The sequence below is a fragment of the Pseudomonas soli genome, from assembly GCF_900110655.1.
GTDB classification, from domain to species: Bacteria; Pseudomonadota; Gammaproteobacteria; order Pseudomonadales; family Pseudomonadaceae; genus Aquipseudomonas; species Aquipseudomonas soli.
In genome coordinates, this window is record NZ_FOEQ01000022.1 from 1 (window position 1) to 25391 (window position 25391).

General features: G+C 64.8%; 17 protein-coding genes and 1 pseudogene. 13 read left to right on the top strand and 5 right to left on the bottom strand.

Translation table 11 applies throughout. From position 1 onward, the window contains the following. Nucleotides 1-294, top strand: a pseudogene (locus tag BMY03_RS25430) (IS481 family transposase); the annotation flags it as partial. A gap of 72 nt (nucleotides 295-366) precedes the next feature. Here BMY03_RS25430 and BMY03_RS25435 read toward each other — a convergent pair. Together BMY03_RS25435 and BMY03_RS25440 are read right to left on the bottom strand one after the other, a co-directional pair. After that, nucleotides 367-1215 carry an RHS repeat-associated core domain-containing protein gene (locus BMY03_RS25435; RefSeq protein WP_094012592.1) on the bottom strand — a complete coding sequence of 283 codons (849 nt, stop codon included), beginning with the start codon at nucleotides 1213-1215 and terminating at the stop codon, nucleotides 367-369. Nucleotides 1216-1278: 63 nt separating this feature from the next. Next, the gene (locus tag BMY03_RS25440) at nucleotides 1279-2196 is read right to left on the bottom strand and encodes an RHS repeat-associated core domain-containing protein (protein WP_371041642.1); all 918 of its coding nucleotides are present in this window, start codon (nucleotides 2194-2196) and stop codon (nucleotides 1279-1281) included. Between the two features lie 476 nt (nucleotides 2197-2672). On the opposite strand from BMY03_RS25440, the gene gabP reads away from it, so the two are divergent. From gabP to BMY03_RS25495, 11 genes are all read left to right on the top strand, one after another. Beyond that, entirely contained in the window at nucleotides 2673-4067 is a 1395-nt protein-coding gene (gabP, locus tag BMY03_RS25445) for a GABA permease (protein WP_094012594.1), read from the top strand. Nucleotides 4068-4223: 156 nt separating this feature from the next. After that, the gene (locus BMY03_RS25450) at nucleotides 4224-5000 is read left to right on the top strand and encodes an efflux RND transporter periplasmic adaptor subunit (RefSeq protein ID WP_038707302.1); all 777 of its coding nucleotides are present in this window, start codon (nucleotides 4224-4226) and stop codon (nucleotides 4998-5000) included. Then, nucleotides 4997-6316, top strand: a complete 1320-nt coding sequence (locus BMY03_RS25455; RefSeq protein ID WP_094012595.1) for an efflux RND transporter periplasmic adaptor subunit — start codon at nucleotides 4997-4999, stop codon at nucleotides 6314-6316. The genes BMY03_RS25450 and BMY03_RS25455 overlap by 4 nt, the downstream gene beginning before the upstream one ends. Next, nucleotides 6313-8409: a site-2 protease family protein gene (locus tag BMY03_RS25460; protein WP_094012596.1), complete on the top strand. Its 2097-nt coding sequence runs from the start codon at nucleotides 6313-6315 to the stop codon at nucleotides 8407-8409. Before BMY03_RS25455 ends, BMY03_RS25460 begins: the two co-directional genes overlap by 4 nt. 87 nt (nucleotides 8410-8496) lie before the next feature. After that, nucleotides 8497-9297: an aspartyl/asparaginyl beta-hydroxylase domain-containing protein gene (locus tag BMY03_RS25465; protein WP_038707305.1), complete on the top strand. Its 801-nt coding sequence runs from the start codon at nucleotides 8497-8499 to the stop codon at nucleotides 9295-9297. Beyond that, the gene (locus BMY03_RS25470) at nucleotides 9285-10268 is read left to right on the top strand and encodes a sulfotransferase family protein (protein ID WP_094012597.1); all 984 of its coding nucleotides are present in this window, start codon (nucleotides 9285-9287) and stop codon (nucleotides 10266-10268) included. The genes BMY03_RS25465 and BMY03_RS25470 overlap by 13 nt, the downstream gene beginning before the upstream one ends. Nucleotides 10269-10443: 175 nt before the next feature. After that, nucleotides 10444-10938, top strand: a complete 495-nt coding sequence (locus BMY03_RS25475) for a GNAT family N-acetyltransferase (RefSeq protein ID WP_094012598.1) — start codon at nucleotides 10444-10446, stop codon at nucleotides 10936-10938. A gap of 12 nt (nucleotides 10939-10950) precedes the next feature. Then, nucleotides 10951-11259: a DUF6916 family protein gene (locus BMY03_RS25480; protein WP_094012599.1), complete on the top strand. Its 309-nt coding sequence runs from the start codon at nucleotides 10951-10953 to the stop codon at nucleotides 11257-11259. A gap of 75 nt (nucleotides 11260-11334) precedes the next feature. Beyond that, a complete protein-coding gene (locus tag BMY03_RS25485; protein ID WP_028692046.1) occupies nucleotides 11335-11925 on the top strand; it encodes a phage tail protein in 591 nt (196 codons plus the stop codon). Nucleotides 11926-12063: 138 nt separating this feature from the next. Further along, nucleotides 12064-19458, top strand: coding sequence for an Ig-like domain-containing protein (locus tag BMY03_RS25490; RefSeq protein WP_094012600.1), 7395 nt, complete (start codon nucleotides 12064-12066; stop codon nucleotides 19456-19458). 63 nt (nucleotides 19459-19521) lie between these two features. After that, on the top strand, nucleotides 19522-21018 hold the full coding sequence (locus BMY03_RS25495) for a TolC family protein (RefSeq protein ID WP_038707307.1): 1497 nt from the start codon (nucleotides 19522-19524) through the stop codon (nucleotides 21016-21018). A 32-nt stretch (nucleotides 21019-21050) separates the two neighbouring features. Here BMY03_RS25495 and cysC read toward each other — a convergent pair whose 3' ends face one another. From cysC to BMY03_RS25510, 3 genes are read right to left on the bottom strand one after another with little or no spacing between them, the layout of a single operon-like run. Then, nucleotides 21051-21626: an adenylyl-sulfate kinase gene (gene cysC, locus BMY03_RS25500; protein ID WP_023631771.1), complete on the bottom strand. Its 576-nt coding sequence runs from the start codon at nucleotides 21624-21626 to the stop codon at nucleotides 21051-21053. A 56-nt stretch (nucleotides 21627-21682) separates the two neighbouring features. Next, nucleotides 21683-22699 (bottom strand): hypothetical protein, encoded by a 1017-nt coding sequence (locus tag BMY03_RS25505; RefSeq protein WP_232888219.1) that lies wholly within the window; start codon nucleotides 22697-22699, stop codon nucleotides 21683-21685. Next, nucleotides 22689-23561: a LysR family transcriptional regulator gene (locus BMY03_RS25510; protein WP_038707308.1), complete on the bottom strand. Its 873-nt coding sequence runs from the start codon at nucleotides 23559-23561 to the stop codon at nucleotides 22689-22691. The genes BMY03_RS25505 and BMY03_RS25510 overlap by 11 nt, the downstream gene beginning before the upstream one ends. A 151-nt stretch (nucleotides 23562-23712) precedes the next feature. On the opposite strand from BMY03_RS25510, the gene BMY03_RS25515 reads away from it, so the two are divergent. Beyond that, nucleotides 23713-25269, top strand: coding sequence for an MFS transporter (locus tag BMY03_RS25515; RefSeq protein ID WP_094012601.1), 1557 nt, complete (start codon nucleotides 23713-23715; stop codon nucleotides 25267-25269). The last annotated feature ends 122 nt before the right edge of the window (nucleotides 25270-25391 follow it).

Consider the following 25391-nt stretch of genomic DNA (forward strand, 5'->3'; position numbering starts at 1 on the left):
CAGAAAACACCGGCGTCTTGCTACCAGCCATCTCCACGCGCATTCCCTGAAAAGCTCCCCGAAATGACCTATCCCAGTCATATCGAGAGCTTGCCGGCTGATAGCTCCGGCATCATCAATCGCCGGGGCTTGAGGATCTACGTAGGTTATGTGCTCAAGCACCAGACCATTGGACTGGAGCAGGTTGGGGATGGCGTCTGGGATGTTATTTTCGGTCCCATCATCCTTGGCAGAGTCGATGTGCGGGATACCACTGATGGTTATGTAACACTCAAGGTGTTGTCACCTATGTGAGTGAACTTTTGTGTAACCCATGTGGGTGATCCGTACAAGGGCGCAATTTTGCCTTGGTGTGAGGCGATATTTTTATTCGTCGAGAAAGGGTTCTTCTAATCTGATTTTTTCTACTTTTGTAAAGTCGTAAACTATTTCGGGTTGACTGACTTTTCTTGCGATGTAAAGAAGTTTTTCTAATTTGTTAAGAGTGTCCTTTTCTTTTCCCAAGGCAATTAAATTTGTACGACTTTTGTCGATTTTTACTGCTTGGCGTTTGTCAAGTAATTTTTGGTGTTGCTTCTTGGTAAGGTTTGAAAGCGGCTGGACTAATTTTGAATCTATTAATATGGGTGAGGCTGTGGTTATTTCTGTGGAGAAACTGACTTTTCGTTTATTTGAGTCTTGATGTTTTGTTTTGTCATTCTGTTTGAGAACGAGAGCACCGGTTCCTATGGGAGGGTTGACGGTATTTACGGAATGGGTGTTGCTTGCCGTTGTTAGACGGTCTGTTCTCTCACGAACAAACCCCGATTCATCCTGCCAGTTCACCGGATCACCTTCGCAATAAGCATAGGCGTTTACGCCACCTTTCTCGAATGGGCTAAACGCATCCGTGGTCTGGAAACGCATCAGTACAGGGTTATAGACACGCCTGCCATTGCCAAGCAGATAGCATCTGGTAAAGGGATCCGGGCGCTGGGCATTGAAGGCGAGCAAGGGGGGCTGGGAATGACATACTGTCGAGTCGCCGAAGCAGGTATAGATGAACGGATCTATCACGGATCCAGATCTGTCAATGGGCAATAATTCGGTGCATATCCTATTGTTAGACTGCTTGAGTACTGCCATGGGACCAAGCGGTGTGCGGAGGAATGCCCGAGTCTGCCCCTCATCAATTTCGAACTGTAAAAAGTTGTTTTGATAGAAAAATTTGACCATGCTATTTGCTCACGTAGCCGAATTCTCAAATTTCGTTATGAAACACTGGCAGGTGGCGAAGCATCAAAGTTCATCGATATTCCCTGGGGGGCGTGGCTCGTTACTGAAAATGCTGTTCAAGCTGCCCATGACGCTTCGCAAAAGACCGGGTGTTTGAGGTGGGCTGTCTGAACTGTTGGATGACGTGTCTGGACTATCTGTTATTGTCACCGGCCGTCTGATGACGAACCCTCCTGCCACACGAAACGAGGATCTTTGCGGACGCCGGATTATCTGCGCGGAAGGGTCAGTGCCTAGTTCTTGATCACCCACTGCCACTCTTAAATAGTGATCGGTCGCTGCGTCGCGGCGTTGTAATACGAGCCCCCATACGCCGCTGATATTGGCTGTCGAGGTTCCAATATCCTTTAAAAACGTGCCTAAGTCGCGGTCGTGATAATGATAAATATATTCTCCAGCGATAAAAATTACTGCTCCCGCTGCCCCTGCGCCAAAAATTTTCATATCGGTCGGCGAAACTTCTGCTCCGTAAGAGAGCTGTATTGACTTCATCGCCCCGTAAGCGATTGCCGGCATGGCTCCTGCAGCGACGTTTGTAAACCAACTCGCACTACTGTAAAAATCGGAGCTCACCATTGAATTCAGGCGGCCCGGTTCTCTACCGCTACGATCGTGGAAGTTGACTGGGTCGCCATGGCAGTAGGCATAACTGTTGATTCCACCGCGCCCCCAAGGACTCTTGCCCTGATCCGGGGAGTGGAATCGCATCAACACCGGGTTGTAGACCCGATAACCGTTTCCCAGCAGACACCAGCCCTGCCGGCTTTCGCGGCATTGGCCGGTAAACCCTGTTCCCGGGTCACCAGCCTTTTCGGCGCGATGGCCGTAGGGGTTGTAGACGCAGAACAGACGATTCGCCCCGGTTTGCGCCATCAATGGGCTTTGCATGTGGTCGCAAGACAGCAAATTGCTGGTAGCCATGGCAATTCCTCGTTCATTGCTCACACCGCTGAACAGTGATCCGCAGTTGTGCATCCGATCAGGTTGGCATCAAGCTAGCACCGCGCCGGTATAGGGTGAACTGACAAAAATGCCAGGTCTGGTTGGCCGGCATGAAGCGATGCAGAAGGTTGTACTGTGTTGACGAGGGGCACTGGCAGATTTCCCACGCCACACCGGATGTGCGCGGCGACTGACGCAATCAGGCATGTCCGGGGGCTTGACTGACGTGCATGGGCACGCGGTGTCGTGATCGAACAGTTGTCTGACGTTTTCGAGCATTTTGCTGGCGCCGCGCCCAGCTTAAAGTGAAGCCCGCATCCCCATGGTGCGTTGCCCCGGGCGCATGAGAAGGCCGTAACAGAGCGTGCGCAACGTACTCCGCCCTTAGCCGAGGAGACAGTTTCGCCTACGCCTGCCCGTCCCTTCCTTGTGTCAGTAAAAAGAGAACAAGACCAATGAACACCGTGGGAACTGATGGCAACCTTGCTCAAGGTTTCAAGCCACGTCACGTAACGATGCTGTCCATCGCCGGCATCATCGGCGCGGGACTTTTCGTCGGCTCCGGGCATGCCATCGCGGCTGCCGGGCCCGCCACCATTCTGTCCTATTTCGTGGCCGGTACCCTGGTGGTGCTGGTCATGCGCATGCTCGGCGAAATGGCCGTGGCCCACCCCGACACCGGCTCGTTCTCCACCTATGCCGACCAGGCCATCGGCCGTTGGGCCGGCTACACCATCGGCTGGCTGTACTGGTGGTTCTGGGTGCTGGTGATTCCCATCGAGGCGCTGGCCGCGGGGCATGTGCTCAACGCCTGGTTCCCCCAGGTAGACAGCTGGATCTTCGCCCTGGCCTCGGTGCTGTTGCTGGCCTGCACCAACCTGTTCAGCGTGGCCAAGTACGGAGAGTTCGAATTCTGGTTCGCCATTCTCAAGGTCACCGCGATTCTCGGCTTCATCGGCCTGGGTTTTGCCGCACTGGCAGGCTGGTTGCCGGAGCGCGAGGTCAGCGGGTTGAGCACGCTGGTCGACGAGCATGGCGGCTTCGCCCCCAAGGGCTGGTCGGCGGTGGTCGGTGCCTTCATCACCGTGATGTTCAGTTTCATCGGCACCGAGGCGGTGACCATCGCCGCCTCCGAGTCCAGCGATCCGGCGCGCAACATCGCCAAGGCCACCCGTTCGGTGATCTGGCGCATCAGTACGTTCTATATCCTGTCAATCTTCGTGATCATCTCGGTGGTGCCCTGGAACGACCCGCAGCTGGCGGTGGTGGGCTCCTACCAGCGCGCGCTGGAAATCATGAATATCCCCAATGCCGCGCTGATGGTGGACTTTGTGGTGCTGATCGCGGTGACCAGTTGCATGAACTCGTCGATCTACATCGCCTCGCGGATGATGTACTCGCTGGCCAAGCGCGGCGATGCGCCGGCGCTGCTGAAGAACACTTCACGGGTTGGCGTGCCGCGTGCGGCGGTGTTCGGCAGCACCCTGATCGGCGCGGCCATCGCCATCCTCAACTACTTCGCGCCCAAGGGCGTGTTCGAGTTCCTGCTGGCCAGCTCCGGCGCTATCGCGCTGCTGGTGTACCTGGTAATCGCCATTTCGCAACTGCGCATGCGTGGGCGGCTGGAGCGCGAGAACGCCAACCTCAAGTTCCGCATGTGGTTGTTCCCCTGGCTGACCTGGGCGGTGATCCTGTTCATCGGCGGCGCACTGGCCGTGATGATGTTTACCGAGGAACACCGCGCCGAGGTCAGCGCCACCTTGAGCCTGGCGATCATGATCTCGTTCCTCGGCATCATCACCACCCGAGGGCATGGGCGTCGGGCGGTGGCCGCGCGGTCGCCTGGCTGAACCTGACTCTGTAGCCTGCGCGGGTTCTGTGGGAGCGGGCTCCTAGGCCTGCTCCTTGCGCACTGTGAGCCATCTGGATCTTCATCGGCGTGATATATCCGTGCCATCATCTTTTGTCTTACACTCCTGCCATCAGCTCGCAAGGGAGTGCGCAACATGCTTCGCGGTTTCCGTCTGGCTTTGACCCTGGGTCTGTTGTACCTGCCACAGGCGTACGCCGGCGACCCTCCCGCCGACCCTTTGCTCGATGCACCCGTGGCGTCCAGCGCCGGGCAGAACCCCCGTGGTGTACTGCGGGCCCGCGACCAGGCCGTGTTGTCCAGTGAACTGGCTGGGCGCATCATCGAGATGCCCTATGCCGATGGCCAGGATTTCAAGCAGGGCAGCATCCTGGCGCGCTTCGATTGCAGCGCTTACCAAGCCCAGCTCAACGCCGCCCAGGCTGCCGTGCGTGCTGCCCGTGAAGAGCTCAACCACAACCGCCAACTGGCCGCGTTGAAGTCGGTCGGTCAGTTCGAGGTGTCGTTGGCCGAGGCCAAGCAGGCCCAGGCCCAGGCCGAGGCACAGGTGTACCAGGTGCAGGTCAGGCGCTGCGTGGTCAGCGCGCCGTTCGATGGCCGGGTGGTGCAGCGCCGGGCCCAGCCCCATGAAAGCGTCGCCAGTGGCTCGCCGCTGCTCGAGGTGGTGGACAACCGCTCGCTGGAGATCCACCTGCTGGTGCCCTCGCGGTGGCTGGGGCAGCTCAAGCAAGGCCAGCCGTTCGAGTTCGTTCCCGATGAAACCGGCAAGCCGCTGCAAGCACAGGTCAAGCGCGTCGGCGCCCGGATCGACGAGGGCAGCCAGACCTTGCTGCTGATCGGCGAACTGCCCCGCGACAGCCAGGGGCTGCTGGCCGGCATGAGCGGCACCGCCCACTTCGCCGCACAACCATGACGGCCGCCGCCACGGGTGTGGCCGAGCATGCCTTCGCACTGTTTCTCGGCCTGCAGCGCCAGGCCCGCCAGGCGGCTGGTCCCGAGCAACTGGCCTACAACATGGTCAACGATGGCCAGACACTGTTCGGTTTTCGCCATGCCGCCCTGCTGATCGCCGGCAAGGTTCGGGCACTGACCGGCATCAGTGTGGTCGAGGCCCATGCGCCGTTCGTGGCGTTTGTCGAACGTGCCGCTCACACGCTACAGGCTGCCGGCGTCGCGGCCCAGGCCGGGGCCGTGGAGCCGACGATGCTGGACTCCCAGGCCCAGGCAGACTGGCGCTCGTTATCCGCCGCCCACGCATTCTGGCTGCCCTTGCTCGATCGCCAGGGCAAAGTGTTCGGTGGGCTGTGGCTGGCCCGCGACCAGGCGTTCAACCCCGCCGAGCAAGCCCTGCTCGATCAGTTGGGGGAGACTTACGCCCACGCCTGGCTGGCTTTGGGCCCGGCAAAACCCTGGCGATTGCGTTGGCCACGGCGGCGCCTGCTGGTGGCCTTGGGGATGTCGTTGCTGGTGCTGCTGGTGCCGGTGCGCCAGTCGGTGCTGGCTCCGGCCGAGGTCGTGCCGCGGGCGGGGCGGGTGGTTGCCGCGCCGCTGGACGGTGTGATCGCTGAGTTCCTGGTCAAGCCCAATCAGACGGTCGCTGTCGGTGACCTGCTGGTGCGCTTCGACGCCACCACCCTCAAGGCCCAGGTCGATGTCGCCGAGCGCGCCCTCGGGGTCGCCGAGGCCGAGCTCAAGGCCAGCACCCAGCGTGCCTTCAGCGATGCCGAATCCAATGCCCGCCTCGACCTGCTGGCCGCCCGTGTGGAACAGAAACGCGCCGAACTCGACTACGCCCGCCAGCTCCTCGGCCGCAGCGAAATTCGCGCTGAGCGTGCGGGGATCGCGGTGTTCGCCGATGCCGAGCGCTGGACCGGCAAGCCCGTGCAGACCGGCGAGCGGCTGATGCAACTGGCCGATCCGCAGCAGGCCGAACTGCGCCTGGAACTGCCGGTGGGCGATGCCATCGCCTTGCAGCCTGGTGCCGAAGTGGCGTTGTTCCTCGACAGCGACCCGCTGCACCGCCATGGCGCCCGCCTGGAGCGCGCGGCCTACGAGGCCCAGGCCACCGCCGCCGGGCAACTGGCCTATCGGCTGGACGCCGGTTTCGACGAGGCTCCGCCGCGCATCGGCTTGCGCGGTACCGCCAAGGTGTATGGCGAGCGCGCACCGCTGGTCTACTACCTGCTGCGTCGCCCGCTGGCTGCGTTGCGTCAGGGGCTGGGGCTGTGACCCTGCCAGCGCTGCGCGCCGACCTGCAACTTTCGCCGGCGGCGGCCGGGCATGACGGCGCGCCGCAGTGGACCCTGGCCGACCCGCTGCGCGGGCGTTACTTCAAGCTGGGCGGTGGCGCCGTGCGGCTGCTGCAGCACTGGCGCCTGGGTGACCCGCAACGTGTGCTGGCTGCCGCCAATGCCGAGCCTGGCCTGGCAGTCGACGAGCAGGCATTGGAAGAGCTCTTGCTGTTTCTCGGCCAGCACGACCTGATCGGCGCCGAAGATGCCCGCCAGCGCGAAAGCTATGCGACCAAGGCCGCCGCCACCCGGCAGAGCCTGTGGACCCGTGTGCTGCACCAGTACCTGTTCTTCCGGATTCCGCTGTGGCGCCCGGATGCCTTCCTCAACCGCGCATGGCCGGTGCTTGAACGCCATGGCGGCTGGATCTTGCGCTACGCCCTGCCGTTGGTGCTGGCGTTGGGTGTGTTCCTGGTGATTCGCGACTGGTCGCGCTTCATCGCCACGTTCCCGCACCTGTTCAGCCTCGGCGGCATCCTCGCCTTTGGCGTGGCGCTGGGGTTCGCCAAGCTCTGCCATGAGTTCGGCCACGCCTTCATGGCCAAGCGAGCCGGGTGCCGAGTGCAGAGCATGGGCTTGGCGTTCATGGTGCTGTTGCCGATGTTCTACACCGATGTCAGTGATGCCTGGCGCGTCAGCGACCGCCGTGCGCGGCTGCTGATCGATGCCGGTGGGGTGTTCGCCGAGCTGCTGCTGGCGGTGCTGGCGCTGCTGGCCTGGTCGCTGCTGCCTGACGGCCCCGCGCGCACGGCGGCGTTCATGCTGGCCAGCGCCACCTGGATCACCACCTTGCTGGTCAACCTCAACCCCTTCATGCGTTTTGACGGCTACTTCCTGATCAGCGACCTGTGGCGGGTCGAGAACCTGCAGAACCGCGCCTTTGCCCTGTGTCGCTGGCGACTGCGCGAGGCGCTGTTCGGCTATGGCGAGCCGGCCCCGGAAGCCTGGTCGCCGACCATGCGCCGTCGTTTGCTGGTGTGGGGCTATGGCGCCTGGCTGTGGCGCGCGGTGCTGTTCTTCGGTATTGCCCTGGCGGTATATCACCTGTTCTTCAAGGTGCTGGGCATCTTCCTGATGCTGGTGGAGCTGGCCTGGTTCATCGGTTTGCCGGTGTACAAGGAGTTGCGGCAATGGTGGCTGCACCGTGGCCAGGCGGCGCCGGGCAAGACGCTGCGGGTGGCGGCCGCGCTGGCGTTGTTGCTGGCCGTGCTGGTGCTGCCCTGGCGTGGCGCGGTGGACGTGCCGGCGATGCTCGAGGCGTCCCGCGTCAGCGCCCTGCATGCGCCGGTGGCGGCACGGGTGAAAAGCTTGCCGGTGGGCGAAGGGCAGGCGGTTCGCCAGGGCGAGCTGCTGGTGGAACTGGAGTCGCCTGACCTGACGTCGCGCCAGTCCATCGTGCGCCGCGAGATCGATATCCTGCAGCTGCTATTGCGCCGTCAGGCCGGGCGCAGCGAGACGGCGGCGGACGTTGGCGTGCTCGAGCAGCAACTGGCCGAAGCCGTGGCCGAGTACCGCGGCCTGGCCGCCCAGCGTGAGCGTTTGCAACTGCGCGCGCCCCGCGACGGTGTGTTGCGTGACCTGCCGGCCGGCCTGGCAGCGGGGCAATGGGTCAGTCCGGCACAGACCTTGGGCCGGCTGGTCGAGCCAGGGTTGCGTTTGCGCGGCTACCTGGCCGAGGCCGACCTGTGGCGGGTGGCGGCCGGCAGCGAAGGGCGCTTCATCGCCGATGACCCGGCGCGCCCGGCATTGCCGGTGCGCGTGGAGCAGGTGGATGTCACCGGTGTTGCCGTGCTGGAGCTCGAAGCGCTGGCCTCCGACCGTCATGGCCCGGTAGCCGTGCGACGTGATGGCCAGCAGCGTGCGGAGCCGGTGCAGGCCCAGTACGGCGTACATTTGAGCCCGCTGGGCGAAGTGCCCGATGTGGCGCAGCCGTTGCGTGGGCTGGTGGTACTGGAGGGCGCGCGCGAGTCGTTGCTGGGGGCCGCCTGGCGACGGTTGGCGGCGTTGGGGGTTCGTGAGAGTGGGTTTTAGGCGGCCTTTCCCGCCAGGCTCCCGTCGTAATTACGCGATCCATCGCCAGGAATGCCGTTCAAGACAATGCCGACGCAAGGAGCCCGCATGACCGAGACCGCTCTGCCACTGTGTTCCCGCCTTACCTTGCCCACGAACCTGCCCGCGTTGCAGCAGGCCCTGACCCGGCTGGACACTCATGCCTGGCAGGCGCATTTCAACCGGGGCTACCACGAAGGTGATTGGAGCGGTGTGGCGCTGGTCGCCGCCGAGGACGCGCCGTTGCCGCTGGCCCCAGGCACAGGCTCGCCGTCAAGCCTGGCCTGGTGGCAAGGCGAGCCGGCCTGGCAGCAAGCCCTTGCACCCTTCCAGGCATCGCTGCGCGCCGCCCGCCTGCTTCGCCTGGGGGCGGGGGCGCGGATCCACGAGCACCGTGACCCTGACCTCGGGCGCCCAGGCGGCTGCCTGCGTTTGCATATACCGCTGCTGAGCCCCCCGGGCGTGGAGTTTCTTGTGGATGGCCTGCAAGTGCCGATGCGCCCAGGCGAGTGCTGGTTCATCGACCTGTCGCGCCCCCACCGGGTCAACAACCCCGGGCCCGGTGAGCGTATCCACCTGGTACTTGACTGCGCGGCCGACCCTTGGCTGCTGGCGCTGATCGACGAAGGCCTGGCGCAGACGCCGGCATTGCAACCCGGCAGGGCCGGGCAGGCATTCGAACGGTTTCGCCAGCAGGTGAGTGAGGCGCCGGCATTGGCTGCGCAACTACAGGCGTTGGAGGATCCTCGGGCCTTCGTGGCCGAGGCGGTGCGCCTTGGTGCCGAGCTAGGGCTGGCGTTTTCCGAGGCAGAGGTCCTGGGCGCGATGCGCCGGGGCAAGCAGGCATGGAGCGATCAATGGCGAGTGTGAATACCCCGATGGATTTTCACGGCTGGCTGCCCATCCGCCTCTGGCAAGGCGACGCCGGATGGCGGGTGGACTGGTGCTGGTTCGGCGAACAGCGCCTGACCCGCCCGTTTTTCCGCGATGACGTCGACCAGGCGTTACGCCTGCCGTTCAACCAGGCTATGCGCCGCGACACCGATGTCTCAGCTTTGCTCGATTGGCACGCCCGTAGCCCGGGGCTGACGCCCTCGGCCTTGGTGTTTCACGCTTCACGCTGTGGTTCGACGCTGATCGCCCAATTGCTGGCCAGCCAAGCGCGAAATATCGTGCTGTCCGAGCCGCCGCCATTGGACAACCTGTTGCGTGCCGCGCGCCAGGACCCGTCCGCCGCCGCCTGGCAGGCCGATGCATTGCGGGCGCTTTGCTCGGCCTACGGTCAGCGTCGTCGGGGCGACGAGCGCCAGTTGCTGATCAAGCTCGATGCCTGGAACATCTTCGACGCATCATTGCTGACGGCGCTGTATCCCGACGTGCCTCGGGTGTTTCTCTATCGTGACCCGCTGGAAATCGTCGTCTCGCAACTGCGCCAGGCGGGCATGCACCGGGTGCCGGGGCTACTCGGCGCTTCGGGCCTGGACAACTTGCTGTCCGCCCCCCAAGCCATGGACACGGTGGAATACACCTGCCGGATGATTGGCGAAATCCTCACGGCTGGCCTAGCGTTGTGCGAACGCCACGGTGCCATCGCGGTGAACTACAGCGAATTGCCCGACGCCGTCTGGGGACGCCTCGGGCCACTGTTCGGCATCCAGCCAGGCGATGTGGCTGACCTGCGCGCCGTCGCGGCCTTCGACGCCAAGCAGCCGGCCATGAACTTCAGCGCCGACAGCCAGCGCAAGCGCGAGGAGGCCGACGACGAAATACGGGCTGCGGTCATCCGTTGGGCCCAGGCGCCTTACAACGCGTTGGAATCCATACGGTTGCGAAACGTCTAGGAAATGGCGTCAAACTACCTCGAACGGGTGTTTGAGAAAAAAGTTGAAAAGACCCTGTTCGGGTAGTGGCTATTTGCCTTGATCTTCGGCTACGCTGCTGCAGATTGTGTAGGACAATTCACTTGGATGTGCGCCCCTCACCATGGGGTAACCTTATGCAGGGAAGCCATACCCGATGTCCATTTCCGAGGTGAGCCTCCGTCCCATCGTGGACGTCGACCGGGCGTTCCTGCGCACCCTCTACGGCACCACTCGTGCCGCCGAAATGGCCCTGCTGCCGTGGCCCCAGGCCGCCATCAATGTGTTCCTCGACCAGCAGTTCCAAGCCCAGCACGACTATTACCAGGCCCAGTTCGCCGACGCCGACTTCTTCATCATCGAAGTGGCGGGCGAGCCCATTGGCCGCGTCTACCTGCACTGGACCGACAGCCACGTGCAGTTCATCGACATGGCCCTGCTGCCCGTCTGGTGCGGGCGCGGCATCGGCAGCCGGTTACTCGGGCAGTGGCTGGCACACGCCGATGCCGACGGCCTCAGCGCCGGCCTGCATGTCACCCCTCATAACCCGGCCTTGCGGCTTTACCAGCGCTGCGGGTTCGAGGTGGTCGGCGAGACCGGCCTGTCCCTGAAGATGCGCCGAGCGGCGCTCACCACTGCCATACGCGCCTGAAGGACCAGACCCATGCATGCCATGCCCACGTTCGACGCACTGCAACAGGCCACCGGCAGCCATTTCCAGCTGTGGATCAGCGACGAACAGGCGCTCCAGGCGCAACTGCTGGCCGTGACCGAAGGACCGGCCATGTCGCCGCGTCACCAGCGTTATGCGGCGGAATTCGCCCTGCCGGCCGGCACCGAGCTGCCGCAGGCGGTGTTCCGCCTGTCGCCGCCAGGCGAGCAAGGTTGGCTGCTGTTGATGACCCCGGTGAGCCCCGATGACGATGGGCGCCCGGTGCTGGAAGCGATTTTTCACGTAGACCGGCCGCTCTGAGGGCGTCCGCCACACGCGTCATGTCCGGCGGGCCATGGGGCCCGTCTTCGCAGTGTTGTCATAGGAGAGCAGCAAATGAGTGAGCCGTTCCTCGGTCAGATCACCTTGTTCGCAGGCAACTTCGCCCCTCGGGGCTGGGCCTTCTGCCAAGGTCAGCTTCTGAGCATCGCCCAGAACACCGCGTTGTTCTCGATTCTCGGGACGACCTACGGTGGCAATGGCCAGACCACTTTCGCACTGCCTGACCTGCGTGGCCGGGCGCCTATCCAGCAAGGGACGGGGCCGGGGTTGCCGAATGTCGTGCTAGGGGAGGTGGCAGGTGCCCCAACGGCCAGCCTGACGTCACTGAACATGGCCTCGCAACCCGTGATCATCCCGGCCAGCACGGTGTCGGTCGCCATCCCCGCAGCGGAAGGCGATGCTGACCTGCCCGCACCTTCGACCAGTGGCGTGCTGGCCAAGCCCAAGGACACCACGGGCTCCGGTGCTGCGATCGACATCTATGCCTCGACCGCCAGCGACACGACGCTCAAACCGTTCAACCTCACCATTCCGGCCAGCACCGGTGCGACCACGGGGCAAAGCCAGCCCTTCTCGATCCGAAACCCCTACCTGGGTATCAACTTCATCATTGCAGTGGAAGGGCTGTTCCCGTCCCGCAACTGAGGCCGGATAGGCAACAAGCAGGGCTGCGGGGCGCACATCGGCGCCCCGTCGTCCGTTCAGGATTTTCCAACAAGGACAGGCCGTCCTCACCCGTAAGGGCGGCACGCACAACCAGCCCCAGGGCTGAGCGAGGGCATCATGGCATTCTGGAAACGCGGCAAGGACACCCACACACCCAACGTTTCCACGAGCCGCCCGAGCCTCATCCAGGCCCTGGAGCCGCGCATGATGTTCGACGCCTCGGTGGGCGTGGTCGCCGACCAGGGCGCCCAGGCGGTCGAAGCAGTCGCAGCCGCCAGCGTGGCCAAGGACACCAGCGCCGCGAGCGATGCGGCCAGCACCCGCGACAGCGCCACCCACGAGCCCGTCCACGAGGCGGCGCCCGCCACCGCGCCGGTCACGGCAGCTTCGGGCAACCACGAAGTAGTATTCGTCGACTCCGCCGTCAGCGACTACCAGAAGCTCATTGCCGGCCTGCCCGCCGGGGTCGAAGTGGTGGTGCTGGAGAACGGCAAGGATGGTTTCAAGCAGATCGCCGATTACCTCGATGGCCGCAACGACGTGACCTCGATCGATATCATCAGCCACGGTGACAAGGGCTATGTCTACCTGGCCGGCAACGCCATCTGGGCCAACCAGCTGGCCAGCCACGGCGCGGACCTTGCGCGTATTGGCAACAGCCTGGCGCCGGGCGGTGACATCCGGTTCTTTGCCTGCAACACCGGGGCCGGCAGCGACGGCCAGCTGTTCGTCAACGAAGTGGCGCGGCTCAGCGGTGCGGATGTAGGCGCTTCGTCCGACGCCACCGGTAACCGCGCCGGCGAGGACTGGGCGCTGGAGACCGTCTCCGGGGTGGTTGCCACGGACGTCGGCGTGCAGCGTGGCAACCTGTCGGCTTTCAACACTTCGCTTGCGACCATCACCGTCACCACCACCGATGCGTCGGCCATCACCAACGATGGCCAGGTGTCCCTGGCCGAGGCCATCCAGGCCGCGAACACCGACACCTCGGTGGACGGCTCGGCCGCAGGCAGCGGCAGCGACATCATCGTGTTCCACCAGAACCTGAAAGGGCAGACCATCCGCTGGTCCTCGGCCACGGCACTGGCGGTGACCAGCAACATCACTATCAACGGTGATGTCGACGGCGACGGCAAGGGCGACATCATCTTGAGCGGTGACGTCAACAACAACGGTACCCGCGATACCCTCGAAGCCTCGGGCCTGCAAAGCAACGGCGGGGGCGTGCTGACCGTGCGCAACCTGGATTTCCGCCATTTCTCCAGCAACATTGCTGGCGGCGCGATCCGCGCCAACGGCGGCTCGATCACCGTCGAGGACTCCAACTTCGAGAGCAACGCCGGCACGGTGATCAACTCGGCGACCACCGCAGGATCCACCGTGGTGGTGCGCAACACCACGATCCACGACAACAGCGCCAGCATTGTCGGCGGCACCGCCATGTCGACGCTCGTGCGCCTGGGCGGCGCCAACAACCACGTGCTGGAAAACGTCGCCATCTACAACAACACCGGCACCTACGGCGCCACCGGCACGGTGGCGGCCGGCTCGATCATCGTGCTGAGCAACAGCGGCGGCACGGTGCGCATCACCAACAGCACCATCGCCAACAACGTGTTCCTCAACACCAGTACCGGTAGCATCACCTCGGGCGGCCTCGGCTGGGTCAGCGGCCAGGCCGGCACGGTGACGGTGCAGAACAGCATTCTCACCGGCAATACCGTGAACGGCACCCAGCTCGATGCGGCCACCAATGGTGGCGTTGGCGGCGGCTACACCAGCACCACCAACTTGATCGGTACCGCGGTCAACTTCGTCAACACCGCCACCGGTGACTACCGCTTGGCCAGCACCGCCAGCAACGCCATCGACCAGGGCACCCTCGCCGGCGCACCGCTCACCGACCTGCGCGGCTTCGACCGGCCCCGTGGCGGTGGCGTTGATATCGGCGCCTACGAGGTGCTGTATTCGGCGCCGCCGGTGGTCGACCTGGACACCGGCACCGGCGGCAACGACAGCACGGTCAACTTCGCCGGCACGCCGGTGGCCATCGTGCCGAATATCAGCCTCACTCAGACCGACGGCGACACCCAGGTCAGCGGCGCGACCTTGACCCTCGGTGGCGTGCTCGACGGCGGCAACGAAACCCTGTCGCTCAGCGCCGGGCAGATCGCCACCGCGGCCAGCTACGGCATCACCATCAGCGGCTCCGGCACCACGGTGCTGTCGCTCAGCGGTGTGGCCACCCTGGCCCAGTACCGCTCGATCCTCGCCGTGGTGGCCTACGGCAACAGCACCGGGGCATACACCAGCGGCACCCGCAGCGTGACGGTCAGCGTCAATGACGACATGGGCAGCACCACCCGCACCGCTTCGGTGGTGGTCCAGCCACTCAACGCCGCGCCGGTGATCGCCAACCTCAACGGCGACAGCCAGACCTTCACCCAAGGCGCTGGCTCGGTGCTGCTCGACAGCGGCGGCAATGCCACCGTTACCGACAGCGACTCGGCCGACTTCTCCGGCGGCAACCTGACCGTGGCGGTGAGCGCCAACGGCGTAGCCGGCGAAGATGTGCTGGGCATTCGCAACCAGGGCAATGGCGTCGGGCAGATCGGCGTCAGCGGCAACACGGTCAGCTACGGCGGCGTGGCCATCGGCACCTACACCGGAGGCACGGGGGGCGCAAACCTGGTGCTGACATTCAACGGCAATGCCACGGCGGCGGCGGTCCAGGCGGTGGTGCGCAACCTCACCTACGACAACAGCAATGCCGCCAACAGCATCGGCCAGGCCACCCGTACCCTGTCGGTCACCATCAACGATGGCGACGGTGCCACTTCCAGCGCGGCGTCGGTCACGGTGGCCATACACGAGACGGTTCCGCCAACCGCCACCATCAGCCTCAGCGACACGGCCCTGAAAGTGGGTGAGACGGCGACGGTGACCATCACCTTCAGCGAGGTGGTGAGCGGCTTCACCAATGCCGACCTGACGGTGACCAACGGCACCCTGAGCGCGGTGGCCAGCAGCGATGGCGGCAAGACCTGGACCGCCACCTTCACCCCGACCAGCAACATCACCAGCGCCAGCAACGTCATCACCCTGAACAACGCCGGCGTCACCGACCTGGCCGGCAACGCTGGTGCTGGCACCACCAGTTCGGCCAACTACAGCATCGACACCCAGCGCCCGACGGCGACCATCGTGGTGGCCGACAGCAACCTGAGCATCGGTGAAACGTCGCAGGTGACCATCACGTTCAGCGAGGCCGTGACCGGCTTCACCAATGCTGACCTGACGGTGGCCAACGGCACCCTGAGCGCCGTGTCCAGCAGTGATGGCGGGATCACCTGGACCGCGACGCTAACCCCGAACAGCGCCATCAGCGACGCGACCAACCTCATTACCCTGGACAACACCGGGGTGAGCGATGCCGCTGGCAACGCCGGCAGCGGCACCACCAACTCGAACAACTATGCCATCGACACCCAGCGCCCGACGGCGACCATCGTGGTGGCCGACAGCAGCCTGAGCATCGGTGAAACGTCGCAGGTGACCATCACCTTCAGCGAGGCCGTGACCGGTTTCACCAATGCCGACCTGACGGTGGCCAACGGCACCCTGAGCGCTGTCTCCAGCAGCGACGGCGGGATCACCTGGACCGCGACGTTCACTCCGAGCAGCGCCATCAGCGACGCGACCAACCTCATCACCCTGGACAACACCGGGGTGAGCGATGCCGCCGGCAACGCCGGCAGCGGCACCACCAACTCGAACAACTATGCCATCGACACCGTGCGCCCGACCGCGACCATCGTGGTGGCCAACCCCACCCTGGCCATCGGCCAGACGTCGCTGGTGACCTTCACCTTCAGCGAGGCAGTAGTTGGCTTCAGCAATGCCGACGTGACCGTGGCCAACGGCAACTTGAGCGCGGTGTCCAGCAGCGACGGCGGGATCACCTGGACGGCCACCTTCACCCCGTCGAGCAATATCACCGACACCAGCAACCTCATCACCCTGGATAACAGCGGGGTGGCCGACCTGGCCGGCAACGCCGGTAGCGGCAGCACCGACTCGAACAACTACACCATCGACACCCAGCGGCCGACGGCCACCATCGTGGTCGCCGACAACAATCTCACCGTCGGCGAGACCACCACGGTGACCATTACCTTCAGCGAGGCGGTCACTGGCTTCACCCTGGCCGATCTGACGGCGCCGAATGGCAACTTGAGCGGGCTTTCCAGCAGTGACGGCGGCATCACCTGGACGGCGACCTTCACCCCTTCGGTGAACGTGCAGGACGCCACCAACGTGATCGCCCTGAGCAACAGCGGGGTGGCCGACCTGGCCGGCAACGCCGGCAGCGGTACCACCAACTCCAACAACTACGGCGTCAGCACCTTGCAACCCACGGCCACTGTGGTGGTAAGCGATGCGGCGCTGCGTATCGGTGAAACCTCGCTGGTGACCATCACGTTCAGCGAGGCGGTGAGCGGTTTCACCAATGCCGACCTGACGGTGGCCAATGGCACCCTGAGCGCGGTGTCCAGCGCCGACGGCGGCATCACCTGGACCGCCACCTTCACGCCAACCAGCAATATCCAGGATGCGAGCAACCTGATCACCCTAGATAACAGTGGCGTGGTCGGGACGAGCAGCGGTAACGCCGGCTCCGGCACCACCGACTCGAACAACTACGCCATCGACACCCAACGCCCGACCGCAACCATCGTGGTGGCCGACAGCAGCCTCGCGATTGGCGAGACGTCGCTGGTGACCATCACCTTCAGCGAGGCGGTTAGCGGCTTCACCACCGCCGACCTGACCGTGGCCAACGGCACCCTGAGCGGACTGAGCAGCAACGACGGCGGTATCACCTGGACTGCGACCCTGACGCCGACCGCCGGCATTACCGACACCTCCAACCTGATCACCCTGGACAACAGCGGGGTGACGGACACCGCTGGCAACGCCGGTTCCGGCAGCACCGACTCGAACAACTACGCCATCGACAGCCAGCGCCCGACCGCCACCATCGTCATGGCCGACAGCGATCTGCGTGTCGGTGAAACCTCGTTGGTGACCATCACGTTCAGCGAGGCGGTAACCGGCTTCAGCAACGCCGACCTGACCGTGGCCAACGGCACCTTGAGCGCGCTCTCCAGCGCCGACGGCGGTATCACCTGGACCGCCATCTTCACGCCAAGCACCGGTGTGCAGGACGGCACCAACCTGATCGTACTGAACAACACCGGCTACACCGACCTGGCCGGCAACAGCGGAGTCGGCACTACCTCATCGGCCAACTACACGGTCAACACCGTCGTCCCCACCGCCACTGTCGTGGTTGCCGACACGGCCCTGCGCACGGGCGAGTCGAGCCTGGTGACGATCACCTTCAGCGAGGCGGTCAGTGGCTTCACCCTGGCCGACCTGACGGTGGCCAACGGCACCCTCAGCGGGTTGAGCAGCAGCGACGGCGGCATCACCTGGACCGCGACCCTGACACCTGGCAGTCAGGTTGAGGACACCAGTAACCTGATCACCCTGGACAACAGCGGTGTGGTCGGGGTGTCTTCCGGCAACGCCGGGGTGGGCAGTACCGACTCCAACAACTATGTCATCGATACCCGCGTTCCCAGCGTGACCAGCGTCGGTGGCCCGGCGGGGGTTTCCTACAACGCCGGCGACTCGCTGGTGTTCGTGGTCAACACCAGCGAAGCGGTCCAGGTCACGGGGGCGCCGCGCCTGGCTCTGGATATCGGCGGGCACGCGGTGTTTGCCGAACTGGTGGCGGGCGCCGGCACCTCGACCCTGGTGTTCCAGTACGTCGTCCAGGCCGGTGACAACGACGCTGACGGCATCACCGTGACTGGCCTTGCCGCCAATGGCGCGACCCTTGTCGACGCCGCGGGCAACGCCATGGACCTGACCCTGAATGGCGTGGCCGATACCCACCAGGTGTTGGTCGATACCCAGGCGCCGAGCGCGGTCGGCATCGTCACCCTCGACCCGTCGCCGAGCAACGCCCAGAGCGTGCGCTTCACCGTGACCTTCAACGAGCAGGTCAATGGCGTCGACCTCAGCGATTTCAGCCTGGTCGGCACCGGCTCGGCCGGCGGTGCGCTCAGCGGCCTGCAAGCGCTGGGCGGGGGAGTCTATGTGATCACCGTCAGTGGCGTGCACGGCACCGGCACCCTGGGCCTGAACCTCAATGGCAGTGCCACGGGTATCACTGATGTGGCCGGTAACGCACTGGTCGGTGGCCTGACCGGCGCCACATACAACATCGACCGCGACGCCCCCACGGTGAGCAGTGTCGGCGTGCCGGTCGGCGTCCCCTATAACACGGGCGATGTGCTCACCTTCGTGGTCAACACCAGCGAAGCGGTGCTGGTCGACGGTGTGCCGCGGCTTGCCCTGGATGTCGGCGGGCGCACGGTTTACGCCGATTTCGTGGCCGGTTCAGGCACGCCGACGCTGGTGTTCCAGTACCAGATCCAGGCCGGCGACAACGATGCCGACGGCATCCAGGTGCTCGGCCTGTCGGCCAATGGCGCGAGTCTGCACGATGCGGCCGGCAACCAACTGACACCGGGGCTGAACAATATTGGCGATACCCATGGAGTCATCGTCGACGGCACGCCACCCAGCGTGGTCTCGATCGTGGCGAATCCGTCGCCGACGCCGGGCAGCCAGTCCTTTACCGTGACCTTCAGCGAGGATGTCAGCGGTGTGGACTTGGGCGACTTCGAACTGCTGACCAGCGGCAACGCCAGCGGCACGCTGCAGTCGCTGGTACGCCTCGACGGTCATACCTGGCAGGTCAATGTCGCAGGGGTAGCGGGTAGTGGTGGCCTGGCCCTTGGGCTCAAGGCCAGTGGCACCGGCATTCGCGATGGTGCAGGCAACGACCTGGTCGGCGGCTTCGCCGGCCAACGCGTGACATTGCAGTCTACCGACGGTGATCCGGAATTCCGCGCTTATCCACCGGCGCGCCCGGGCCAGGCCAGCCCAGGCACGCCAGTGGTGATCGCACCGTTGCCGGCAACGGCACCGTTCCAGTCGCCGCTGCTGCCACAGCCGTTGTTCGAAGTGCCGACAGTGGGCGGCGGTCTGCCGACCTTGGGCAATCTGTTCATCCAGAACGGTGCGCTGGCGCCCAGCTACCTGTCCCAGGTATTCGCCGGCCAGCACGCCGACAGCGCTATCGGCAACGGTTCGGGGGCCGGTTTCCTCGGCTTTGGTGGCGGTGACGCCAATGTCTTCGGGGCCAGCAGCCTGGCCAACATCTTCGACAAGACGCTGCCGGATGACGGTGGCCAGTATGAACTGAGCGGTGGCAAGCCATTCCGCCAGGGGGCAGAGGCGGGGGCGGGCAAGGGCCTGACCGGGGCACCGACCCTCGGGCAGCAGTTGCAGGCCTTCCGGGAGGGGGAACAACACCAGGCCAGGCAACTGGCGCAGGCGTTGGGCCAGGTCGAGGTACCCGTGCCGCAGGCCTGAGCCTGCGCACGCGAGCAATCCAATTAGAAGAAAAGCAGTGCCGTACCAAGGGGGCGGACAGGGATGAGCAGAGCATCGAGGATTTTTGCGGTAAGCGTACTGGCACTGGCGGTAACAGGGTGCGCGGTCAAGACCCAGCCCATCGACCGCAGCGTCAGCGAGCAGCGGGCGCGGGCTGACCTTGCCAGCATGTTCAAGGGCCAGGAGGCCTTGCACGGGCCGCTGACCCTGCACCAGGCCATGGCCCGTGCGGTCAAGTACAACCTGGAGGCACGCCTCAAGATCATGGAGGAAGCCCTGGCCCAGCGCCAGGTCGACCTGGCCACCTTCGACATGCTGCCGCGCATGGCCCTGTCTGCCGGTTACGCCGGGCGCAGCAACGTCAGCGCATCCAGCAGCCAGAGCGTACTGACCAATACCCAGTCCCTGGAGCCATCGACCTCCCAGGACCGCGACCGCGACGTGGCCGACCTGACCATGGTGTGGAACGTGCTCGACTTCGGTGTCAGCTATGTCAGCGCCAAGCAACAGGGCGATCAGCGCCTGATCGTCCAGGAACGCCGGCGCAAGGTGGTGCAGACCATCATCCAGGACGTGCGCTCGGCCTACTGGCGTGCGGTCGCCGCCGAGCGCCTGCTCAAGCAGATCGACGCGCTGATGGTGCGGGTCGAGCAGGCCCGGGACAACAGCCAGCGCATGGGTGACCAGCGCATCGGCGACCCGATCCAGGCGCTCAACTACCAGCGCTCGTTGATCGAGGCCACCCGCCAGTTGGAGGAACAGCGTCGCGCGCTGTCGCTGGCCAAGACTGAACTGGGGGCGCTGATCAACCTGCCGCCGGGTAGCGAGCTGACCCTCGCCGCCACCGATGACTACAGTGTACCGGAGCTCAAGGTAGGCCTCGAAGCGCTGGAGCAGCAGGCCCTGGCCACGCGCCCCGAATTGCGCGAGCAGGACTACCAGGCCCGCATCAGCGCCGCCGAGGTACGCAAGTCGATGCTGCGCATGCTGCCGGGGCTGGAGTTCTCGGCGGGCGGGCACTACGACAGCAACAGCTTCCTGACCAACCAGCACTGGGCCGATTATGGCGTCAAGGTCACCTGGAACCTGTTCAACGTGCTATCGGGGCCGGCGTCCATCGATGTGGCCAAGGCCGGCGAGCAGGTGGTCGAGGCGCGTCGCCAGGCGATGTCGATGGCCATCCTGGCCCAGCTCTACGTGGCCAATGCCAATTACAACGAAGCTCGCCGCCAGTTCGCCACCAGCCAGCAACTGGTCGCCCTTGACCAGCAGATCGTCGAGCAACTGCGCAATCGCCACCAGGCGCAGGGCATTGGCGAGCTGGAGCTGATCCAGGGGGAACTGAATGCGCTGCAGGCCGACCTGCGCCGCGACTTGGCCTATGCCGAACTGCGCAACAGCTATGGCCAGGTGTTCGCCAGCGCCGGGCTCGACCCGCTGCCGCAGACCCTGCCGTCCGGCGAGCTCGCCGACATTGCCCAGGCCCTGGGCAACAACGAGGCACGCTGGCAGCGTGGCGATATCGCCCCGGGCAGTTGAGCGCAACCAGCAGGCGCGGGGTCAGCCCGCGCCTACTGCGCTTGGTGCAGTACCCGCTGCTGTACGTACGCCAGCAGTTGCGCCGTGGCTATCGCCAGCGGCACTTTTGCCGTCTCCACCACCAGCTCCGGTCGCTCCGGCACTTCGTAGGGCGCATCGATCCCGGTGAAGGCCGGCAGCTCTCCCGCTCGGGCGCGGCGATACAGGCCCTTGGGGTCGCGGGCCTCGCAAGTGGCCAGATCAGCCTTGACGTGCACTTCGTGGAAGCCCGCCTTGCAGGCCTGGCGCGCGGTGGCGCGTCCGGCGCGATAGGGCGAGATCAACGCGGCAATGCAGATCAGCCCGGCATCGGCAAACAGCGCCGCCACCTCGGCTGTGCGGCGGATGTTTTCGTGGCGATCCTCGGGCGAGAAACCCAAGTCGGCATTCAGCCCTGTGCGCAGTACATCACCGTCGAGCACGTAGCAGCCATGTCCCAGCTCATGGAGCTCTCGGGCCAGGGCCTGGGCCAGTGTCGACTTTCCCGCACCTGAGAGTCCGGTAAGCCAGATGACCGCGCCAGCTCGGGCACGTGCCGGTGGATGTTCATCGCTTCCTGCGTGATGCACCTTGGACGTCTCCGAAAGGGGGAGGGCCCGAGTGTACTGCGCGGCGTGGTGGAATGTCAGTGGCCGGGGAAAAGCAGCTGGGCAACGCCTGGATCGCTCAGCAGGCGGGCGGGGTCATGGCCGACTCCGGGCAGTACGTACTGACGATGCGCGAGCGCAATCGACCAGCGCTGGGCCAGGAAAGCCTCGTAGCGCAGGTAGTTGAGTTGCCGCTCGACCCGGTCACTGCCCTGGGCCTGGGCTGCACAGCTGCGGTCCATGATCCGGCTGTGGGGGTGGCGGTCGCGCTCGCCGACCAGGTAGGTCACGTCGCGTGCGGCGTAGCGGCCCAGCACCTGGCGGGCATCGAGATGCTGCGTGACGAAGTAGTCCGGTGCGCCTGGCAGGCCATAGCGGTAACGGTCGTAGTCGGCGCACTGCGCGGCAGGTAAAGGGTCGAAGCCTTCGCCAAGGGGGCGGTTGGCATCCAGGTACAGATAGGTGGAGGGGCTGGCGACAATGTAGCGCACATGGATGCCAAGGGCTCGCAGCGCCTGGTCGCCGGTGCCGAGCAGCGTGTAGCGCTGCAACAGTTGGCCACCGGCGGAATGGCCGATCAAGGTGATGTCTTCAAGGTGTGGAAATCGATGACGATCGGCAAGGTAGGCGAGAAGGTCGTCGAGCACGGCAAATGCCGAGATGCCGGAACGTCCGGCCACGGACTCGTGGCCCTGCAACCATTGGCTTTTCACCCACAAGGGCGGAGTGGGCGTTGCCTGGGGATCGTCTTCGCTGAAGAAGCGGGGGGCCAGCAGCAGTGTGTCGTCCTGGGTGAGTCCCGCATTGCCGAGCAGGGTCAGGCCGCTGCGATAGTAGTGGTCGGCATCACGGTGCACGCCATGGAGCACGATCACTGCATGTTGGACTGGCAGGCGGGTGTCGAGCCTGGCATTGGCATAGGTGAAGAAAGGGTAGGGCACAGGCTTGCCCAGCGTCACCGTCTGCATGGTGTCGCCGGCCCACGCGGGCCAGGCCAGGCAGGCGAGCAACACCAGCAGTGCCCGATAGCCGGCACGTAGGTGATCATTCGGCACCTTGGCGCACTCCTTCTATATAGCGCAGCACCGCGGGCGACTTTTCGAAGCGGCGGTGCACCAGGCTCAGCCATGAACTTGCCTGGGCGTCGGCGATGGGCCGGTAGTTGACCTGGGGCAAACTGATGCGCTGGACCACCGACGCCGGTACCACGGCCACGCCCTGGTCCAGTGACACCAGGGTGAGCACCGCCACCAGGCTGCCCGGTTGCGGCCCCAGGCGCGGGGTGAAACTGCCCTGGCTGGCAATTGCCAGGGTGCCGGAAATCTGCTCGGGCAAGATGAAGGTTTCGTCGACCAGGCGTGAGGCCGGGATGGTCTTCAGTTCGTTGAGGCGCGAGCTGGCCGGTAGCGCCAGGACGAAACCTTCCTGATGCAGGGCGATGGCGTTCAGGGTCTGCGACAGCTCCATCGGCGAGCGCAAGTAGGCGAGGTCGAGTTGGCCCTCCTCGACAAGCGAGGGGAGATCGAGCATGGGCACTTCGCGAATGTTCAGCTGTATGCCGGGACAGGCCTGGGCAAACCGACTGACCTGTTGCTGCAGGGTACCGGAGTAAGCCGCCGAGGCAACGTAGCCGAGCTCGATCCGCCCACTGTCGCCGCGACCGGCACGCTGCGCACCCAACTGCGCGGCGTCGAACTGCTGCACTGCCTGTTCGGCCTCGGTGAGCAAGGCCTGGCCGGCGGCGGTGAGGCTTACCTCGCGCTGGCTGCGTTCGAACAGCCGCACGCCCAGCTCACGCTCCATGTCCTGGATCTGCCGGCTCAGGGTCGGCGGGGCGATGCCCAGTTGCTCGGCAGCGCGGGTGAAGTGGCCGTGGCGGGCGACGGCAAGGAAGTAGCGGAAGTGACGTATCTCCATGGGGCCTCGTTAGCCAGGCGCTAATGACGCGGGACGTGCTGGCTAACAAGCCGGGCGCCCTGCGGCGTTATGGTTGAGGCAACACTACAAGGCTGGCGTCGTGGCGGTAAAGCGGCGACGACCTGCCTGCTCTCTATAATGGAGCCTTGCCATGCCTGCAGCCGCCTCACCACGCTTCACCCTGTTCACTGCCTCGGCGGTGTGCGCCGTGATCATCCTCGACACCAACATCGTCGCGGTCAGCCTGCCCAGCATTGCCCGCGATCTGTCCGGCTCGTTCAGCGACATCGAATGGGTGGTCAGTGCGTACTTGCTGGCGTTCGCTGCCTGCCTGCTACCCGCTGGCAGCCTGGCCGACCGCTTCGGCAGGCGGAGCATGCTGCTGCTCGGCCTGGCGCTGTTCGGCGCTGCCTCGCTGGCATGCGGCGCCGCGCCGAGCCTGTTGTTCCTTGATCTGGCCCGCGCAGCCAAAGGCATCGGTGCCGCGTTGTTGCTGACTGCCGCGCTGGCCGCCATCGGCCACCGTTTCCATGCGCCGCAGGAACGCATGCGGGCCTGGGCCTTCTGGGGCGCCTGCATGGGCGCGACCATCACCTTCGCGCCGCTGCTCGGTGGGCTGATCGCCAGTACCTTGGGCTGGCGCTGGATCTTCTATATCAACCTGCCGCTGGTGATCGTGCTGGCGTTCATGGTCGTACGCAGCATCGAGGAGTCCCGCGACGGTTCGGCGGCGCGGTTCGATCCACTGGGCAGCCTGACTTTCGCCGGTGGCCTGGGCTACCTGATCTGGGCCTTGATCGACGCCAATCGGGTCGGTTGGGACAGCGCCCCCACGTTGGGGCGTCTGCTGATCGCCGCGTTCCTGCTTGGCCTGTTCGTGATGGTCGAGCGCAGCCAGGCGCGGCCGATGGTCGACCTCGGCCTGATGCGCAGCGGGCGCTTCATCGGTGCCTTGCTGGGGATGTTCGCCTATGCCGCCTGTGCGCAGGTGATGATGACTTTGCTGCCTTTGTACCTGCAGGGCGGTTTGCAGCTGTCGGCCTTGGCTGCGGGCGCGGGCATGCTGCCGTTCGCCGTGGCCATGCTGCTCACGCCTCGGCTGGGCATGCGCATGGCTGCGCGCCTGTCGCCGGCCCAGGTATTCGCATTGGGGTTGGTCCTGGTCGGGGTGGGCAACCTGGCCTGCGCCTGGGCCACCGGCCAGGGTAGCTATGCCGCGTTCGCCCTGGCCAGTGTCGTGCTGGGCGCCGGAGCCGGGCTGCTCAATGGCGATACGCAAAAAAACATCATGGCCTGCGTACCGCGTGAGCGCACTGGTATGGCTTCGGGGCTGAGCACCACCACGCGCTTTGGGGCCATCGTCCTTGCCATAGGCATTCTCGGCGGCATCCTTGCGGCGCGCAGTGGGCAACTGCTGCGCGATGCTCTGGCGATTCAGGCACCCGAGGCGTTGGGGGCGGCGGGGGAGATGGCCATACGGGTGGCGGCGGGGGATCTGCAGGCCGCGTTGGCGTTGCTCGACCCAAGGCTGAGAGAGGTGGCGGCACCACTTGCGCGCCAGGCGCTCATCGGCGGCTTCGAGGCGGTGCTGTGCAGTGCCGGTGTCGCGGCGCTGATCTTTGCGCTGCTGGTGGGGGTACTGCTGAACAAGCCCTTGCCGATCGGGCAGGCTCTTCATCAGCCTGAACCGGACATTGCAAATATATGAAATTAACGGTTGACGGGGTTTCAGATCCCCTTATAATGCGCCCCACTTCCAGCGACATCGGAACGAAAAACTCCTTGAATATCAATGAGTTGATCGATCAAGAGGGTTGCGGAGGTGCTTCG